General features: G+C 37.0%; 19 protein-coding genes. 14 read left to right on the top strand and 5 right to left on the bottom strand.

Features of this window, described 5'->3' with window-relative positions:
• Positions 1-289: 289 nt before the first annotated feature.
• The 12 genes from NTX65_15300 to NTX65_15245 all read left to right on the top strand — a co-directional run bounded on the left by NTX65_15300 (position 290) and on the right by NTX65_15245 (position 11,803).
• Entirely contained in the window at positions 290-595 is a 306-nt protein-coding gene (locus NTX65_15300) for a PEGA domain-containing protein (protein MCX6170706.1), read from the top strand.
• Positions 592-1,068 carry a dihydrofolate reductase gene (locus NTX65_15295; GenBank protein ID MCX6170705.1) on the top strand — a complete coding sequence of 159 codons (477 nt, stop codon included), beginning with the start codon at positions 592-594 and terminating at the stop codon, positions 1,066-1,068. Before NTX65_15300 ends, NTX65_15295 begins: the two co-directional genes overlap by 4 nt.
• A 147-nt stretch (positions 1,069-1,215) precedes the next feature.
• Complete coding sequence (gene mutL, locus NTX65_15290; protein MCX6170704.1) at positions 1,216-3,063, top strand: DNA mismatch repair endonuclease MutL; 1,848 nt, start codon at positions 1,216-1,218, stop codon at positions 3,061-3,063.
• Between the two features lie 69 nt (positions 3,064-3,132).
• Positions 3,133-4,788, top strand: coding sequence for a methylmalonyl-CoA mutase family protein (locus tag NTX65_15285; GenBank protein ID MCX6170703.1), 1,656 nt, complete (start codon positions 3,133-3,135; stop codon positions 4,786-4,788).
• Entirely contained in the window at positions 4,766-5,674 is a 909-nt protein-coding gene (locus tag NTX65_15280; protein MCX6170702.1) for a decaprenyl-phosphate phosphoribosyltransferase, read from the top strand. The genes NTX65_15285 and NTX65_15280 overlap by 23 nt, the downstream gene beginning before the upstream one ends.
• Positions 5,675-5,679: 5 nt before the next feature.
• Positions 5,680-6,918: a hemolysin family protein gene (locus NTX65_15275; protein ID MCX6170701.1), complete on the top strand. Its 1,239-nt coding sequence runs from the start codon at positions 5,680-5,682 to the stop codon at positions 6,916-6,918.
• A gap of 47 nt (positions 6,919-6,965) precedes the next feature.
• Complete coding sequence (locus NTX65_15270; GenBank protein MCX6170700.1) at positions 6,966-7,313, top strand: rhodanese-like domain-containing protein; 348 nt, start codon at positions 6,966-6,968, stop codon at positions 7,311-7,313.
• On the top strand, positions 7,310-7,750 hold the full coding sequence (locus tag NTX65_15265; protein ID MCX6170699.1) for a DCC1-like thiol-disulfide oxidoreductase family protein: 441 nt from the start codon (positions 7,310-7,312) through the stop codon (positions 7,748-7,750). The genes NTX65_15270 and NTX65_15265 overlap by 4 nt, the downstream gene beginning before the upstream one ends.
• Before the next feature lie 91 nt (positions 7,751-7,841).
• A complete protein-coding gene (tgt, locus tag NTX65_15260; GenBank protein ID MCX6170698.1) occupies positions 7,842-8,990 on the top strand; it encodes a tRNA guanosine(34) transglycosylase Tgt in 1,149 nt (382 codons plus the stop codon).
• Positions 8,991-8,993: 3 nt separating this feature from the next.
• Entirely contained in the window at positions 8,994-9,320 is a 327-nt protein-coding gene (yajC, locus tag NTX65_15255; protein MCX6170697.1) for a preprotein translocase subunit YajC, read from the top strand.
• Positions 9,321-9,490: 170 nt separating this feature from the next.
• A complete protein-coding gene (gene speB / locus NTX65_15250; protein ID MCX6170696.1) occupies positions 9,491-10,381 on the top strand; it encodes an agmatinase in 891 nt (296 codons plus the stop codon).
• Positions 10,382-10,468: 87 nt separating this feature from the next.
• Positions 10,469-11,803, top strand: coding sequence for an ATP-dependent Clp protease proteolytic subunit (locus NTX65_15245; protein ID MCX6170695.1), 1,335 nt, complete (start codon positions 10,469-10,471; stop codon positions 11,801-11,803).
• Positions 11,804-11,827: 24 nt separating this feature from the next.
• Here NTX65_15245 and NTX65_15240 read toward each other — a convergent pair whose 3' ends face one another.
• The 3 genes from NTX65_15240 to sucD are packed head-to-tail and all read right to left on the bottom strand — an operon-like array spanning position 11,828 to position 14,348.
• The gene (locus tag NTX65_15240; GenBank protein MCX6170694.1) at positions 11,828-12,862 is read right to left on the bottom strand and encodes a DUF6263 family protein; all 1,035 of its coding nucleotides are present in this window, start codon (positions 12,860-12,862) and stop codon (positions 11,828-11,830) included.
• 57 nt (positions 12,863-12,919) lie between these two features.
• Positions 12,920-13,351 (bottom strand): nucleoside-diphosphate kinase, encoded by a 432-nt coding sequence (gene ndk / locus NTX65_15235; protein ID MCX6170693.1) that lies wholly within the window; start codon positions 13,349-13,351, stop codon positions 12,920-12,922.
• A 16-nt stretch (positions 13,352-13,367) separates the two neighbouring features.
• Positions 13,368-14,348, bottom strand: a complete 981-nt coding sequence (sucD, locus tag NTX65_15230; protein MCX6170692.1) for a succinate--CoA ligase subunit alpha — start codon at positions 14,346-14,348, stop codon at positions 13,368-13,370.
• 135 nt (positions 14,349-14,483) lie between these two features.
• On the opposite strand from sucD, the gene NTX65_15225 reads away from it, so the two are divergent.
• Both NTX65_15225 and NTX65_15220 read left to right on the top strand, forming a co-directional pair.
• Complete coding sequence (locus tag NTX65_15225) at positions 14,484-14,873, top strand: HEPN domain-containing protein (protein ID MCX6170691.1); 390 nt, start codon at positions 14,484-14,486, stop codon at positions 14,871-14,873.
• Positions 14,843-15,178, top strand: a complete 336-nt coding sequence (locus NTX65_15220; GenBank protein MCX6170690.1) for a nucleotidyltransferase domain-containing protein — start codon at positions 14,843-14,845, stop codon at positions 15,176-15,178. The genes NTX65_15225 and NTX65_15220 overlap by 31 nt, the downstream gene beginning before the upstream one ends.
• A gap of 8 nt (positions 15,179-15,186) precedes the next feature.
• Here NTX65_15220 and gatA read toward each other — a convergent pair whose 3' ends face one another.
• Together gatA and NTX65_15210 are read right to left on the bottom strand one after the other, a co-directional pair.
• Entirely contained in the window at positions 15,187-16,605 is a 1,419-nt protein-coding gene (gene gatA / locus NTX65_15215; GenBank protein ID MCX6170689.1) for an Asp-tRNA(Asn)/Glu-tRNA(Gln) amidotransferase subunit GatA, read from the bottom strand.
• A gap of 37 nt (positions 16,606-16,642) precedes the next feature.
• On the bottom strand, positions 16,643-16,834 hold the full coding sequence (locus tag NTX65_15210; GenBank protein ID MCX6170688.1) for a twin-arginine translocase TatA/TatE family subunit: 192 nt from the start codon (positions 16,832-16,834) through the stop codon (positions 16,643-16,645).
• Between the last annotated feature and the right edge of the window lie 98 nt (positions 16,835-16,932).

The following is a 16,932-nucleotide window of genomic DNA, read 5'->3' as shown; positions in this document are numbered from 1 at the left end:
TGAACGAATTCTTGACGATGATCTTTTAGAAACAGGCGTAATACTATTACAGAGCAAAAATTAATCTCATCATCATGGATTGACATGAAAACGTTTTTAAGCCGTCGAAAAAGTATTGGACTTACGGCCGGAGCGAAGTATTCCACAGCTCCACGCAATAAGTCTTAAAAACAAGTCCCGCCAATCTTTTCTAATTTTTCTTTATCTTAGCACCGGCGATAAAAATTTGGATTGTAGTTCTCGGTTAACGGATTAATATTTCCGCCAAAAGATTGGTGGAGAAAGTTGTATGAAAAAGTTCTTTCTACTTTTGATAATGTCGGTTGCAGTTTTAAGCTGTAGGGAAAATATTGTTGAGTACACGGACGATGTAAGGAGCGGTACAATATATTTAAGTTCGTTTCCCGGCGGAGCAGATATTTATTTCGAGAATAATAAAACCGGAAAAACTACGCCCGACAGTTTAACAAGCATCCTTCCCGGCAGTTATACATTAAAGTTCAGATTAAGCGGATACTTGGATGAGTCGGTTGTTGTGAATGTCCGTCCCGGAGAGAAGAGATTTGTTATTGTTAATTTTATGGATACTTATTGAAAAAAATAATAATCGCGGCGGTCTCCAAAAACAATGTCATTGGTAAAGCGGGTAAAGTTCCATGGCACTCTAAAGAAGAACTTCAGCATTTCAGAAAAAACACAATCGGCTTTCCGGTTATTATGGGAAGAAAAACATGGGAAGCAATCGGCAAACCACTCGAAGGAAGACTCAATCTAATCGTAACCGGGAATACGGAATTTCAAACTTCATTCCGTGAAGCGGTAATTTTTTATTCACTTCAGCACGCATTGGATTTCTGCAAAACAAGCGTTTATGAAAAGGTTTTCATCATCGGCGGTGGGGAAATTTTCAAACAAGCCATTAATGATGCCGACGAGATGATGATTTCCGAAATGAATTTTGAGACTGAAGGAGATGTTTACTTTCCCGAGGTGGACGGAACCAAATGGATACTGGAATCAAATGAATTATACGCCGATTTCATTGTTCATCATTATATTAGGAAGTGAGATTTCGTTTTCCTTGTGTCTGCAAGACTTGGTGGCAAAAGTAGCCTGAATACTTAGAGTAGAGTAACAGTTCAGCCACAAAGACACTAAGTCACAAAGATTTTTAAAGGAATCATTCATAAATTGAATTATAGAGTTAGGGATTAATTGAATAAAAAAATCAAAATACTACCGGAGAATCTGGCAAATAAAATTGCTGCCGGAGAAGTTGTAAACCGTCCGGAATCGGTTGTAAAAGAATTGGTGGAGAACGCGATTGACGCCGGTGCTCATAATATTGATGTGATGATAAAAGGCGCGGGTAAAGTCTTGATTCAAGTTGCAGATGACGGCGAAGGGATGAATGAAGATGATGCTGAATTATCAATTCAGCGGCATGCAACCAGCAAGATAGAAACACTTGATGATCTTGAAGCGATCGGTACATTCGGCTTCCGAGGTGAAGCTCTTGCTTCAATTGCGGCAGTCAGTATTTTTGAATTAAAAACCGAACGGAGAGACCAGGAACTCGGAACATTTATAAAAGTTGACGATAATTCTGTCATCACAAAAGAAAAAGGTTCGTTCTCAAAAGGAACCTCAATTTCTGTAAAGAATCTTTTTTATAATGTACCTGCGCGCCGCAATTTTCTGAAAAGCAATCAAACAGAACTAAAGCACATAATCGAAACATTTAAGAAAATTTCTTTGAGCCACCCGGAAATTGGATTCAAATTTTATAACGACGACGATGTTGTGTTCGATTTTCCAAAATCTACAATTCATGAACGTTTGAAATTGGTCTTTGCGGAGAATATACTTGACGCGACTATTGAAGTGAAAGAGATAACAGATTATATATCACTGAGCGGCTTTGTAACCAAGCCGGCTTATTTGAGGCGCAGCAAAGGGGAGCAATACTTTTTCTTGAATAAGAGATATGTGCAGAGTAAAATTGTTAATCACGCCGTCTTTACTGCTTTTGAAAATGTTTTGGAAAAAGGGGATTATCCTTTTTTTGTTCTCTTTATGACGATTGACCAGAAGAAAGTTGATGTGAATGTTCATCCTTCAAAGTTGGAAGTGAAATTCGATGACGAGAAGGAGATCTATTCTTTCGTTCAAGCCGTGATTAAAAAAACAATCGGAAGTTTTGACCTTGTACCGAGCATAACTTTCAACGGTACTCCGGCAGAAAGGGAATCGTTACGTTTTCAGAATTCAACTCAAACGAACCGCAATGATTTTTCAGACAGACCGTTTTCACCGCAGACAAATAATCAAGAACGTAAACCTTACATATTAAGTGAAGATGAAGTTGACCGTTTGTTTGATGATCTGAACCGCGAGATAAAATCCACGGCACCGGATTCGTCAGTAACCACACCGTTTGATGAGAGACAAACTACGGAAGTTTATCATGAAAGCAGTACAATGCAGCATATGGAAACACCTTTCCTTGTTCTGCTTCATAACAAATATATTTTAACCCAGATCAAAAGCGGATTGATGATAATTGATTCTCACGTAGCGCATGAACGTATATTGTACGAACTGGCAATGCAGTCGTTCGAAGCGAACATTCCTTTTGCACAGCATCTTCTCTTTCCGCAGAAAGTAAATTTGGATCCCGCAGATTACCAGCTTGCAAAAGAACTGGAGCCGTATCTAACCAATCTCGGTTTCGAATTAAAATTCCAGGCTAAAAATGTTATGGTTATTGTCGGTATTCCATCCGATGTAAAAGTTGAACATGAAGTTGAAACGCTTTTGGAAATTCTTCATGAGTACAGAAAAAATGAACAGCTCAGTCAGCTTGAGAAAAGAGATAATCTTGCAAAATCATATTCATGCAAAGCGGCGATTAAAGCGGGTGATAAACTTACCGAAAATGAGATGCGGATTCTTGTTGATAAACTTTTCGCTACTTCAATGCCGTATGTTTGTCCTCACGGCAGACCAATTGTAATTAAAATTCCGTTAGAGGAGTTCGATAAGAGATTTGGAAGAACTTGACACGTTTCGTATTTTTTCAACAAAACAGAATTAGAATTTGAAATAATTCATGGAAGTTAAGAGGAAAAAATGTTTTCAGAAGAATATAATAAAGCAAAAAAATCATACGAGAATAAACTTACGAAAGCGGAAGAGACCGGAATGAAATATACAACCGTTTCCGGGGAGCCGATCAACCCGCTTTATTCACCGGATGATCTTGCCGGACAAAATTTTTTAGATGATATAAATTTTCCGGGCGAGTATCCATTCACACGCGGAATTCATCCGACCGGTTATAGAGGAAGAGTCTGGACTATGCGGCAGTTTGCGGGATTTGGTACGCCGGAAGATACTAATGAACGGTTCAAATATTTATTAGGGCATGGTCAAACGGGATTATCTGTTGCTTTCGATCTGCCGACATTAATGGGTTGGGATGCCGATGCGCCGCTGAGTCAAGGCGAAGTTGGAATCTGCGGTGTTGCGATCTCTTCGCTTAAGGATATGGAAATATTACTTGATGGAATTCCACTGGATAAAGTATCCACCTCTATGACAATAAATTCTCCGGCGGCGATGATCTTTGCATTTTATCTTGCCGTTGCGCAAAAACAAGGAGTTAGTTTTGATAAACTCCGCGGCACACTTCAGAATGATATTCTAAAAGAATATATCGCCCAGAAGGAATTTATTTTTCCGCCTCGCCCTTCGATGCGTATCATTACAGATATGATTGAATACTGCACAACTGAAGTAACTCAATGGAACCCGGTTTCAATCAGCGGTTATCATATTCGCGAAGCGGGTTCAACAGCAGCTCAGGAATTGGCTTATACATTGGCAGACGGATTCGCATATATAGAAGCATGTCTGGAAAGAGGAATGGATATCGATTCATTTGCACCCCGACTCTCATTCTTCTTCAATTCCCATTTAGATTTTTTTGAAGAGATAGCGAAGTACCGTGCGGCAAGAAGAATTTACGCAAAAAGACTGCGTGAAAAATACGGTGCAAAAAATCCGCGTTCATGGTGGTTACGTTTTCATACACAAACTGCTGGTTGCACATTGACCGCTCAGCAGCCGGAAAATAATATTGTACGTACGGCCTTTCAAGCAATGGCTGCAGTTCTCGGAGGTACACAATCGCTTCACACAAACTCAATGGATGAAACTCTTGCTCTTCCAAGTGAGAAAGCAGTTAAGATCGCCTTACGAACCCAGCAGCTATTGGCTTACGAGACTGGAATAACCAATACTGTAGATCCTCTCGGCGGCAGTTACTTTGTAGAATCGCTTACAAACAAAATGGAAGCAGAAGCAGAAAGAATTTTTTCCGAAATTGATTCGCTCGGCGGTGTGGTACAGGCAATTGAACATGGATATTTTCAAAAAGAAATTGCTGATTCGGCGTACAGGTATCAAAAAGAATTTGAACGAAAAGAAAAAATAATTGTCGGCATAAACGAATTTGTTGAAGAGAATGAAGTGGTTGATATACCGATTCTTCAAATTTCTCCAGGTGTTGAAGCACAGCAAAGAAAACAATTAGCAGAATTGAAACAGAGCCGAAATCAAGAAGCGGTTGAAAAAAGTTTAGAAGAAATTGGCGCTGCGGCGCGCGACGGACAAAATTTGATGCCGGTTTTTGTGAAAGCTGCGAATAATTATGTTACGCTTGGCGAAATGGTTGACGAATTAAAACAACATTTTGGTATATATGAAGAATCGGCTGTTTTCTAAAATTGGCAGTTATTTAAAACTTCTGCGAATAACCAGTTGGCCGAAGAATTTTTTTGTGTTTGTACCTGCAGTCTTTGCAAAACTTCTTTTCGATGCAGACACATTCTATCTTACTGTTTTGGGATTCGTAACATTTTCGATAGCATCGAGTGCGGTTTATGTACTAAATGATTTTTTCGATGCACCGAAAGATGCTCTTCATCCGCGCAAAAAGGACCGCCCAATTGCGAGTGGAAAAATCCCCAAGAAAAACGCACTGATCTTAGGAGCTCTTCTTTTTCTTCTTCTTGTACTCATCTCGTTTAAGCTAAATCTTGCTTTCGTAATAATTGTGTGGGTTTATGTAGTTATAAATATTTTATATACAGTGTTCCTCAAAGAAATTGTAATTGTAGATATTTTTTGCATCGCTTCCGGATTTATGCTGCGTGTAATTGGTGGCGGTTTGTTGATTTCGGTTTATATTTCCAAATGGCTGATACTTACTACAATGTTCCTAAGTCTTTTTCTTGCCGTAATGAAAAGACGCGTCGAAATTGCCAATAGTCCAGATGCAGAAGAACAAAGATCTGTCTTAAAAGATTACTCGCTCAGTTTCATTGATCAAATAGTAGCCATGACTGGAAGCGGAGTAATTTTGAGCTACGCACTCTACTCTGTTGCAGATAAAACGGTAGAAAAATTTGGTACGGAAAGATTAATTTTTACAACGATGTTTGTAATATTCGGCATCTTTAGATATATGTATCTTGCGTATAAAAAAGATAAAGGCGAGAATGTGATTGAGGTAATACTCACCGATCCGCCGATGATTATCAATTTAATTTTTTATGTCGCATCGGCGTTATTTATAATTTATTTTTACAAAATATGGATGATTTTCTGAGATAGATGATGGTTAATGACCTTTTGATATTGTTTTCGCTTTTGATTGCAAGTGCGTTTTTCTCAGCATCGGAAATTGCATTTGTTGTTGCCAACAAAATTAAAGTTGAGATCCGCGCCCGGAAAAATAATTTATCGGCAAAGAATGCCCACTATTTCATGAACAATCCGAATCTATTCTTTTCTTCAATTTTGATTTCTAATAATATCGTAAATATTACTTTTGCTTCACTTAGCTCGATCTTTCTTTTTAAAATATTCGGTTTGGAAGAATTCACAATACTACTGATCACAACTGCATTGATACTCGTATTCGGCGAGTTAATTCCAAAATATTTTGGAAGAGAAATGGCAGACCGGCTTGTTATGATTTCTGCTATTCCTTTACGTGTTCTAACAATAATAATCTACCCGTTCGTAAAAATTATTTCAACAATCTCTTCCGTGTTGAGCAGAACAAATCAAAAAGAAGAAGAAAAAATTCTGCACATATTTGATAAAGAAGATCTGCAAAATCTGTTTGAAGAAAGTTCGGAAGCGGGGACAATGGATGAAGATCAATCCGATATTATCAGCAAGGTAATGGATATTAGGGAACAACGTGTTTATGAAGCAATGACACCGCGGACCGATATTATCGGAGTTGATATCAGCAGTTCAATGGATGAAGTGCTCAATACTTTTATCGAATCCGGGTATTCAAAAATTGTTGTCTATGATGAAAACCTTGACAATATAAAAGGAACTGTATTTACAAAAGATATTTTTAAGCAGCCGGAAGATTTGAAATCTGTTCTCCGGGAAGTATCGTTTGTACCTGAAACCAAAAAAAGCATGGAAATGCTGAACGAATTTCTGGATAAACAATTTTCTTTTGCTGTAGTTGTTGATGAATTCGGTGGAACAGCAGGAATACTTACAGTTGAAGACTTAATAGAAGAGCTCTTTGGAGAAATCCGGGATGAGTATGATGATGTAAATGAAAAAGTCGCACGGAAAATTGATACGAACTCTTACATTCTCAGCGGTAAAGTTGAAATTGACTATCTGAATCAAGAAATGGATTTTAAAATTACAGAAGGGGATTATGAAACTATTGCCGGTTTTGTAACTTTCAAAATTGGAAGAATCCCCAAAAAGGGCGAAACTTTTAAGATCGATAATTTTACAATTCTGATCCTCAAATCGAGTAATACTAAGATTGACTTGCTGAAATTTACAATCGAACAAGAACCTCAAGAGTGAATTAATTTTCTCAGCCAACTGTTACCAAAGTAAACCTTGGAGAAATAATGAGTCTCTTTTCATCATTTTTATCTAATAAAGAAGATTCTCTCGATATTGATAACATTTATTTTGAAAAAATCTGTAGGCAAGAAAATGTTATTGTCCTGGATGTTAGAACGAAATCTGAAAACATGAAGTCTAGAATTCCAAATTCAATTTTGATTGATATACACGAACCGGATTTTTCTGATAGAATTGACGAGTTGGAAAGAGACAAAACTTATCTTGTTTATTGCCGTTCAGGAGTTAGAAGCACGAATGCATGCCAACAAATGAAAAAGATGGGATTTGAAAATGTATTCAATCTAAAAAACGGCATTATAAAGTGGCATGGTCAAATTGAAAAAGGATGAACTTATTGATCGGGATAGCTGAACAAGATAAGAATCCAATTATTATTTACGATGGTGTTTGTAATCTCTGCAACTTCTGGATTAAATTTATCTCAAAGCGTGATTCGAAAGAACTTTTCCGGTATTCGCAATTCCAATCGGAATACTCAAGACGGTTAATTCAACAATATAAAATTGATACCGATTTGCCTTCTTCCGTAATTCTCATTGTGAGTGATAAAATCTTCTTACGTTCATCAGCCGTTATTGAAATATTCCAGTTGCTTAAATTCCCTTATTCAATTCTTGGAATCTTCAAGTACATACCCCGGAAAATACGTGATCTGTTTTATGATTTAATTTCCAATCACAGATATAAATGGTTCGGAAGAAGTACTCACTGCGTAATTCCAAATGAAGGAATAAAATCACACTTGATAGAAAATCCGACCGAATAAAGAAACCGGACGACCTATTCTGCATCATAATCAATGATGGAAGATGTTCCAATTTTCCTTTATCTTTCGCACCAAATTTAGAAGAAGTATATTGTTAAAGTTCTCCGTTGATTATAAAGACAAAAATTCCAAAGCACGAACCGGCGAAATTCTAACCGGGCATGGAGTTGTTAAAACTCCTATTTTTATGCCGGTTGGAACGCAAGGCACTGTTAAAGCTATTACACAGAGAGTTCTTGAAACAGAGATTAATGCTGAAATTGTTCTTTCAAATACTTATCATCTTTATTTAAGACCCGGGACAAAAATCCTTGAGCAAGCCGGCGGACTTCATCGTTTTATGAATTGGAATCGCCCCATTCTCACCGACAGCGGCGGATTTCAAGTTTATAGTCTTTCGGATTTGCGGAAATTGAATAAGGATGGAGTTGAATTCCGTTCTCATCTTGACGGTTCAACGCATTTTTTTTCACCTAGGAAAGTAATAGAAATTCAGAGAAGTATTGGTTCCGATATTATGATGCCTCTTGATGAGTGCACGCCTTATCCATGTGAATATGATTACGCTAAAAAATCGAAAGAACTAACATCCGAGTGGGCTCTTCTAAATAAAAATGCTTTTGAAGAGACAGAACCATTATATGGATCTCCTCAATATTTATTCGGAATAATTCAAGGAAGTGTCTATAAAGATTTGCGCGAATCATCGGCCAAGGATCTTGTCAATCTAGATTTTGACGGATATTCAATCGGCGGTCTTGCAGTCGGCGAACCAACCGAAACTATGTATGACTTAGTTGATTTCACGACTGATTTTATTCCGGAGAATAAGCCGCGATATTTAATGGGAGTAGGCAGACCGGAAAATATTTTAGAAGCAATCTCGCGCGGTGTGGATATGTTTGATTGCGTTATGCCGACACGAAATGCGCGCAATGCATATTTGTTTACTTCACGAGGAATCGTTTCGATGAGGAATGCGGCATACAAAGACGATTTTACGCCGCTCGATTCCAATTGCGGCTGCTACACTTGTAAAAATTTTTCGAGAGCTTATTTGCGTCATCTTTTTAATGCTAAAGAAGTTCTGGCGCTTGAACTGGCGACAATTCACAACCTAACTTTTTATTTAGATCTGATTCGTGAAGCACGTGCCAGAATTTTAGACGGAAGTTTTATGGAATGGAAGAACAGTTATTCAAAAATAATTTCAATAAACGTACAAACAAAAGAGGAGTAGTAAATGGAAATCTTATTAGCTATGGCACCATCACCAGACGGACAGGGCGGCGGCGGTTCAATGATAAGCACACTAATTATGTTCGGTGCGATCTTCGCTATTTTTTATTTTATGATCATTCGCCCGCAACAAAAAAGAGCAAAAGACCAAAAAGCTATGCTCGAAGCGGTTCAAAAAGGAGATAAAGTTGTTCTTACCGGCGGAATGCACGGTTCAATTGCCGGACTTGAAGATAAAACAGTTCTTGTTGATGTTGGCAATAATGTTAAAATCAAATTTGAACGCACGGCTATTGCCGCTGTAATTAAAGATAACGGCGACAAAAAATAATATAGTTCTTCTCTTTATTTGTATTGGATAAATTATTGTCATGCCGGGCTGACCCGGCATCTATATAGTAATCTGATCCAAAATACAATTAGATTCTGATTCAAATTTAGATTGACAACAACAATTATTTTGACTCGCTTTATAAATATGAGTTTTATTTGAGGAAAATAATGAAAACACTCGGTATCAAGAAAAATTTTCTTGCCATAGAAAAAGAATTCTCCAATTACGATGAATCTGAAATTGTAATTGTTTCGGCACCACTAGAAAAAACAGTCAGCTATGGAAAAGGAACCGGCAAAGGTCCCGAAGAAATTTTGAAAGCTTCTCATTACGTTGAATTCTATGATGAAGAACAAAATAGGGAACTCTGTTTTGAGAAAGGAATTTGTACTCTTGAACCGATTAATCTTCAAAAACTTTCAATCGAAAAAAGTTTAGATAAGATTTATAAAGAAGTCGCCAAACATATTGATGCAGGCAAGTTCGTTGTAACATTAGGAGGAGAGCATTCATTATCAACCGCCCCGATTATGGCTTATCACGAACGGTTCCCAAATCTCTCAATACTTCAATTTGATGCCCATTCGGATTTACGCGAGAGTTACGAAGGTTCGAAATATTCTCACGCAAGTGTAATGGCGCGTGTAGTCGAATTTAATTCGAATATTGTTCAAGTCGGAATTCGAGCCCAGTGCAAAGATGAATCTGAATTCCGGAAAGAAAAAAAGATTAAAACATTTTACTCGCGTGAAATTAAACTGGGAATGTATGGCGACAACTGGCAAGAACTCGTTGTTCAGAATTTGAAAGAGAATGTCTACATCACTTTTGATGTTGACGGTTTTGACCCGTCATTCATGCCGGCAACCGGAACGCCTGAACCTGGCGGCTTATTCTGGGATGAAACTATGAATCTATTGAAAATTGTCGGACAGGAAAAAAACATTGTCGGATTTGATGTTGTTGAGTTGGCACCGAACAAATTTCATCCGGCATCAAATTTTGTTGCCGCTAAATTGGTTTATAAGATTTTGAATTATGCGTTTAGCAATCGTTAATTCAATTTGTTGATAAAGTTATTGTTTTTGAGTAAGTAGTTGATGAAATATTTCATGTCTCAAAGGATTATTGTCCGGAGGACTCTTATGGGAAAACGATTACTCTTCTTTTTAATATTCTTTTCAATTTTTGCAAACATTCTGGCTCAGCAATCAAAAGTTTATCAAGCAAACATCGATGGTGAAATTGATCTCGGGCTCGCTCCTTATGTAAAACGGGTTGTTGACGAAGCTGCAAAAAACAATGCCGCGGCAATAATTTTTCGAATCAACACATTTGGCGGAAGAGTTGATGCCGCAACTCAAATTAAGGACGCAATCCTCAACAGTAAAGTTAAAACGATTGCATTCATAGATAAGAGGGCAATTTCCGCCGGAGCTTTAATTGCTCTTTCTTGCGAAAAAATTGTTATGGTTCCTGGTGCTTCAATTGGTGCTACTACAGTTGTAGATCAATCGGGCGAAAAACAATCCGAGAAATACCAATCATACATGCGTTCCGAGATGCGTGCAACGGCAGAGAAAAACGGACGGCGTACCGATATTGCTCAAGGAATGGTAGATGAAACTGTTGTTGTTGCGGATTTGAATGATGACGATAAAAAGCTCATAACTCTTACAACAGAAGAAGCTGTAAAATATAAAATGGCTGATACCGTTTTAACAAGCATTGATGAAGTGAAAAAGCTTTATGGACTTGAAAAAGCTGAAGAAATTGTAGTTACACCAAACTGGGCGGAAAAATTTGTAAAGTTCTTGAACAATCCAATAATTTCTTCTTTACTTATTCTTATTGGAATGCTGGGGATCTTTACCGAAATAAAAATGGGTGTATGGGGTTTACCCGGAACAATTGCGGTTATTGCTTTAGCGCTCTTCTTTGGATCGGGATACATTCTTCAACTTGCTTCGGGATTTGAAATTGTAATTTTTATTATTGGTGTTGTCCTTTTAATGCTTGAGATATTTGTCATTCCGGGATTCGGAATAGTTGGAGTGATTGGAATTTTTATGATGATTGCCGGTTTATTTTTCGGATTGGTATCGGATTTTGGTATGACAGATTATTCAACACTCTCAGTTGCGATAATTCAGTTCGCATCGGTTTTCGTCTTGGCCGCAATATTTATTTTTCTTCTTTCCAAGATATTGCCTAAATCAACTATTTGGAATAGACTTATACTCCAAGACAACATCGCTGCCAAATCGGGATATGCTACCAGACCATCATTTGATCATCTAATTGGCGCAGAGGGGATTGCAATTACAACTTTACGTCCTGCCGGTACAGCAATGATTGACGGTGTAAGAATTGATGTTGTTACCGAAGGTGATTACATCAATCATGATTCTGAAATTATTGTAAAGGCAGTCGAAGGATCTAAAGTGGTGGTAGGAATTAAAAAAAGTAGCACAGATTAATTATCTGTGCTACAAATATTTATACTACAACAGCTCAACAGTATTTTTATTCATAGATAAATCTTTTCTTACTGAGTGTCTCATCTTTTGAGTTGCGTCTTTTCCATCAATCGTAACACCCATCTCAACATTTGTAGTTGTTTCGCTTTTAATAACCAGACCTTTATCAATATTGAATAGAATTGACCCGTCGCCGTTTATTTTCGGATCATCAAAAAGATAATTCATTCCTTCTTGTGTTCCTTTTTTATTACCGGTCCATTTTGATGTCAGTGTGGCGCTCAATTTAGCCATCTTATCATCGCCCGCTTTTACGAAGTCATCAACTTTAAATTTTGAAATACTCTCCACACGAAATACAGCTAAAGTGGCGGGTGAAGTAAGCTGCCATGAAGAGTCTCTTGCAACTTCTTTTGAAGGCAATTCTCTGAAGAGCAGTTGTGTTCTTGGTCTAATCTCACCTTCGCTGATATTTTTAATGAGAGTAACTTTTTGTTCCGCTGTAATTTTCTGCATATCTGGTCTAAGACTGATCATTTTATCTGCCATTTTATCAATTCGAGTTACTTCTAATATTTCACCTTTCTGGTTTACACGAACGCGATATGGCGAGTTTACAACTGTTTCAAATTCCGCAAATTTGTCTTTGTCCTCTTTGGATAGCTTTGCTTTGGAATCGTAATTTAATTTCTGTCCATTGCTTATACCGTTAAAATTGATGGAAGAGATATTAATTACGAGTTCGGCTATATTATCCTTGTCAACATCAACAACCTCTAAATCAAAAATGTACGTAAGTGATTGATCGGAATTCGATTTCATAAGAGAATCTACTTTGATAGTCTGAACCGAATTAGAAATTGTGGTTAATTTATAACGAAGCTTTTGGTCTTTCTTGAATTGATACTTCAAATAAACTTTTTGTCCGCTCATATCAATGCTTTTTAGATTATTAACATTGATCGAAGCTGCGTTCGGGATCGTTTCCTTTTTACCGCAGCCAATCATAATTGTAATTGCGAGCACAACCGATACTATTTTAAAAATTTTACTAGTCATTTAATTCTCTCTGATTATTGAAAAACTCCCCTTAAAAAGGGGAGAGTAATAAAAAAATTAGAAACCGTTAATTTCAAGAAGTTCTTTACGTGAGAAGAAGTGCAATATCTCATTAGCTGCATTCTCATCCGAATCTGAACCGTGCACAATATTTTCTTGAATACTATCTGCATATAATTTTCTGATTGTTCCTTCCAATGCTTTGACCGGATCAGTGGCGCCAATAAGCTTACGGAAGTCTTCCACAGCATTATCTTTTTCAAGAGCTATCGGAACGCATGGACCCGATGTCATATATGCAATCAGATCATTAAAGAAAGGGCGTTCTTTATGAATCTCGTAAAATCCTTTTACAGAATCTTCAGTCAGCTTTACCATCTTTAACGCGCTCACTTTAAAGCCGGCATTTTGAATTTGTGTAATAACCTTACCTATTAAATTTTTCTTAACACAATCTGGTTTAAGAATAGCAAGTGTTCTATTATTCAATCTCTAGCTCCTCTATTTATTTTTTCTTGGATATCTTTTTCTTTGATGATACTTTTTTTACAGAAACTTTCTTAACTGTTTTTTTCTTATTTGGTACTTTCTTCACGACTTTTTTCTTCCCCTTATCCAATGCTCTTTTCATAGTAATACCAATTTCTGCGGGACTTTCAACTACATGGATTCCGGCTTTCTTCATTGCTGCCATTTTTTCAATCGCTGTTCCTTTCCCACCCGAAATTATTGCACCAGCATGACCCATACGACGTCCTGGAGGAGCTGTTCTTCCGGCAATAAATCCAACTACAGGTTTCTTAACATATTTCTTAATAAAATCTGCAGCTTCTTCTTCCGCACTGCCGCCGATTTCTCCGATCATAATAATTCCTTCTGTACCGGAATCTTCGTTGAATAATTTTATCACATCGATAAATCTTGATCCAATAATCGGATCACCGCCAATACCAACGCAAGTCGATTGTCCAATTCCAAGATCGGTTAATTGTTTAACCGCTTCATATGTTAAAGTACCGCTGCGAGATACCACTCCAATTTTACCTTGCTTATGAATGAACCCGGGCATGATTCCGATTTTTGCTTTGCCGGGTGAAATTACACCGGGACAATTTGGACCAACCAAACGGATATTTTTTTCTTTAATAAGATTATATACTGCTATCATATCTTTGGTAGGAATTCCTTCGGTGATGCAGACTACTAATTTAATTCCCGCATTGGCCGCTTCAAGAATTGCATCTGCAGCAAAGGAAGGGGGAACAAAAATTGCCGAAGCTTCTGCTTTTGTAGCTTTAACTGCATCTGCAAGAGTATTAAAGATCGGAACGTTTGTATCTTCAAAATTAAGACCACCTTTGCCTGGTGTTACACCTGCAACAACGTTTGTCCCGTATTCGATCATCTGTTTTGTGTGGAATGAACCTTCACCGCCGGTAATTCCTTGAACAACCACGCGGGTTTTTTTGTCCAGTAGTATACTCATCTTTTTTCCTTGATAGTTGATTCTAAAAATTGACTTGCCAAAATTAAGAAAGGATGAGGAAATATACTTGTGAAAAATCCAATTTATTGAGAATGTCAGTAAAGTTTGTTATTTATATCAAAAGAAAAAAGCGATATGGCAGAAAATCCAGAAGAGTGGCTGCTTCAGGCTGATTACGATCTTGAAACTGCAAAAGTGATGTTTGAAAGCGGAAGATACTTTTATGCAGTGTTCATGGTTCACCTTGCTATTGAAAAAGGTTTGAAAGGATTATTCTGGAAAGTGCGAAAGGAGATTCCGCCTAAAACTCATCATTTGAAATATTTAGTGCAAAAAATTAATCTTGATCCTAGTGACCGAATCAAAGAAATTATATTTGATATTGATGATTTAAGTGTTCCAACAAGGTACCCAGAATCGTTAAAAAACATGCTTTCTTCATTTAGTAAAGAAATTACGGATTCAATGATTATTAATTCTATCGAGGTTTTAAAGTGGTTAAAAGAAATGTTTCAGAAATATTAGATTTTATTTCTGAAAAGCTATCCAAAAAAAGAATCAGTGTGTATAAAGTAATATTGTTTGGTTCATATTATAATGGTGATCCAAATAGTGATAGCGATATTGATATTGCAATAGTCTCCAATGATTTCGTGAATAAAAATCCTTTAGAAAGAGGAAAATTATTAAGAGACATTGAATTAGAAACCATAAATAGATTCGATATACCTGTTGATTTTATAAATCTCACCATTGACGAATACGAAAACGAAACACGAATGATTGTAAGTTATGTGAAAGAAGGAAAAGTTGTTTACTCTGCAAATTAGGATTTAATTCAACTCGATTTTTGTAAATATTTGCTTAGCATCAGTAAACTTAACTCATCAAATTGATTTGCCATTACCTGCATACCAATTGGTAAACCATGTTTGTCTTTACCGATCGGAATATTTATTCCCGGAATACCGGCGAGGTTTGCAGATGTAGTATAAATGTCGCCAAGATACATTTCAAGAGGATCGCTGGTTTTTTCACCAATCTTAAATGCAGTTGTTGGAGTTGTTGGTGTCAGAATTAGATCGACTTTTTCAAACGCTTTATCAAAATCTTGTTTTAACAACCGTCGTACTTTCTGAGCTTTTCTATAATATGCATCATAATAGCCGGATGATAGGACGTAGGTACCAAGCATTATTCTTCTCTTTACTTCACTGCCGAAACCTTCCGATCGTGAATTAACATACATGTTAAGCAGATTATTATCTTCTGTTGATCTGAACCCGTAACGGGTACCGTCAAAACGTGCAAGGTTTGATGATGCTTCGGCAGTAGTTAAAATATAATACGTCGCTATTGAATATTCGGTATGAGGAAGTTCAATCTCTTTAATTTCGAAACCATGTTCCTTAAGAGATTCTACTTTTTCGAAAATCGCACTTCGTATTTCTTCATTCAATCCTTTTGCAAAATATTCTTGTGGTAAACCAATTCTGAATTTTTTAGTTGAGTTCAGGTTAGTGAGCATATCCGGGACATCAATTCTAAAACTTGTAGAATCATTTTCATCATAACCTGATATACCGGAGAGAACAAGAGCAATGTCTTCTATGTTTCTTGCAAATGTTCCGATTGTATCAAACGATGAAGCAAACGCAGTTAAACCGTAACGGGAAACTCTTCCATAGGATGGTTTCAATCCATATATGCCGCAAAATGCTGCCGGCTGACGGATTGACCCGCCGGTATCTGTTCCTAGTGATGCGTCACAAAGAATTGCAGCAACAGCAACTGCAGAACCACCACTGGATCCGCCAGAGACACGTGATGTGTCGGCCGGATTTAGTACAGCTCCGAATGCTGAGTTTTCATTCGAAGAACCCATTGCAAATTCGTCACAGTTAGTTTTACCAATTATGATTGCGTCTTCATCAATTAATTTTTGAACTGCAGTTGAATTGTAGATGGAAACGAAATCTCTCAGAATTTTCGAAGAGCATGTCATCGGGCGATCTTTAATTGCAAGAACATCTTTAACTGCAACGACCATTCCAGCAAGTTTGCCCGCTGAACCGTTTTTAATCTTCTGTTCAATAGATGAAGTCTGACTAAGGCAGTCATCAAAGACAAAATTAAAAGCGTTCAGATTTGAATTTTCCTTGATCTTGTTTAGAAAGAAAGAAACATTCTCATGCAAAGAAAGTTTACCTTCTTTGATCAAAGAAATTTTTTCTGAGTGATTTTTGTACTTAAGCAAATGAAATCACCGGAAAAATAGTGAGAAGATTATGAATTTATTTTTTCTCTTCTTTTGATTCTGGTTTGTCTGTAATTTTAATGTCTTCTTGAACATCGTTCAAAGCTTTTTTGAACTCTCTCATTCCTTTGCCGATACCTTGAGCAAGTTCAGGAATTTTTTTCGATCCGAAAAGAATTAAAACTACTAGTACAATTAAAAGTATTTCTCCAGCTCCAAGATTGCCCATGTTAACCTCAATATATATTTTTACTCTTGAATACGAACTCTGATTTAGTCATTTGAAGAAATGAACAGCTTTATCGTTATGAAGCTTTTATAGATCAG

It is taken from the genome of Ignavibacteriales bacterium (assembly GCA_026390795.1).
GTDB lineage: Bacteria > Bacteroidota > Ignavibacteria > Ignavibacteriales > Melioribacteraceae > Fen-1258.
Note: the sequence above shows the minus strand (reverse complement) of the source record. Positions and strands in the feature narration are given on the sequence as shown.

Coding starts and splice junctions, on each gene's coding strand:
- NTX65_15300 (MCX6170706.1), top strand. CDS start 290: ATGAAAAAGTTCTTTCTACTTTTGATAATGTCGGTTGCAGTTTTAAGC.
- NTX65_15285 (MCX6170703.1), top strand. CDS start 3,133: ATGTTTTCAGAAGAATATAATAAAGCAAAAAAATCATACGAGAATAAA.
- NTX65_15280 (MCX6170702.1), top strand. CDS start 4,766: ATGAAGAATCGGCTGTTTTCTAAAATTGGCAGTTATTTAAAACTTCTG.
- NTX65_15275 (MCX6170701.1), top strand. CDS start 5,680: ATGATGGTTAATGACCTTTTGATATTGTTTTCGCTTTTGATTGCAAGT.
- NTX65_15270 (MCX6170700.1), top strand. CDS start 6,966: ATGAGTCTCTTTTCATCATTTTTATCTAATAAAGAAGATTCTCTCGAT.
- NTX65_15265 (MCX6170699.1), top strand. CDS start 7,310: ATGAACTTATTGATCGGGATAGCTGAACAAGATAAGAATCCAATTATT.
- yajC (MCX6170697.1), top strand. CDS start 8,994: ATGGAAATCTTATTAGCTATGGCACCATCACCAGACGGACAGGGCGGC.
- speB (MCX6170696.1), top strand. CDS start 9,491: ATGAAAACACTCGGTATCAAGAAAAATTTTCTTGCCATAGAAAAAGAA.
- NTX65_15245 (MCX6170695.1), top strand. CDS start 10,469: ATGGGAAAACGATTACTCTTCTTTTTAATATTCTTTTCAATTTTTGCA.
- NTX65_15240 (MCX6170694.1), bottom strand. CDS start 12,862: ATGACTAGTAAAATTTTTAAAATAGTATCGGTTGTGCTCGCAATTACA.
- sucD (MCX6170692.1), bottom strand. CDS start 14,348: ATGAGTATACTACTGGACAAAAAAACCCGCGTGGTTGTTCAAGGAATT.
- NTX65_15225 (MCX6170691.1), top strand. CDS start 14,484: ATGGCAGAAAATCCAGAAGAGTGGCTGCTTCAGGCTGATTACGATCTT.
- NTX65_15210 (MCX6170688.1), bottom strand. CDS start 16,834: ATGGGCAATCTTGGAGCTGGAGAAATACTTTTAATTGTACTAGTAGTT.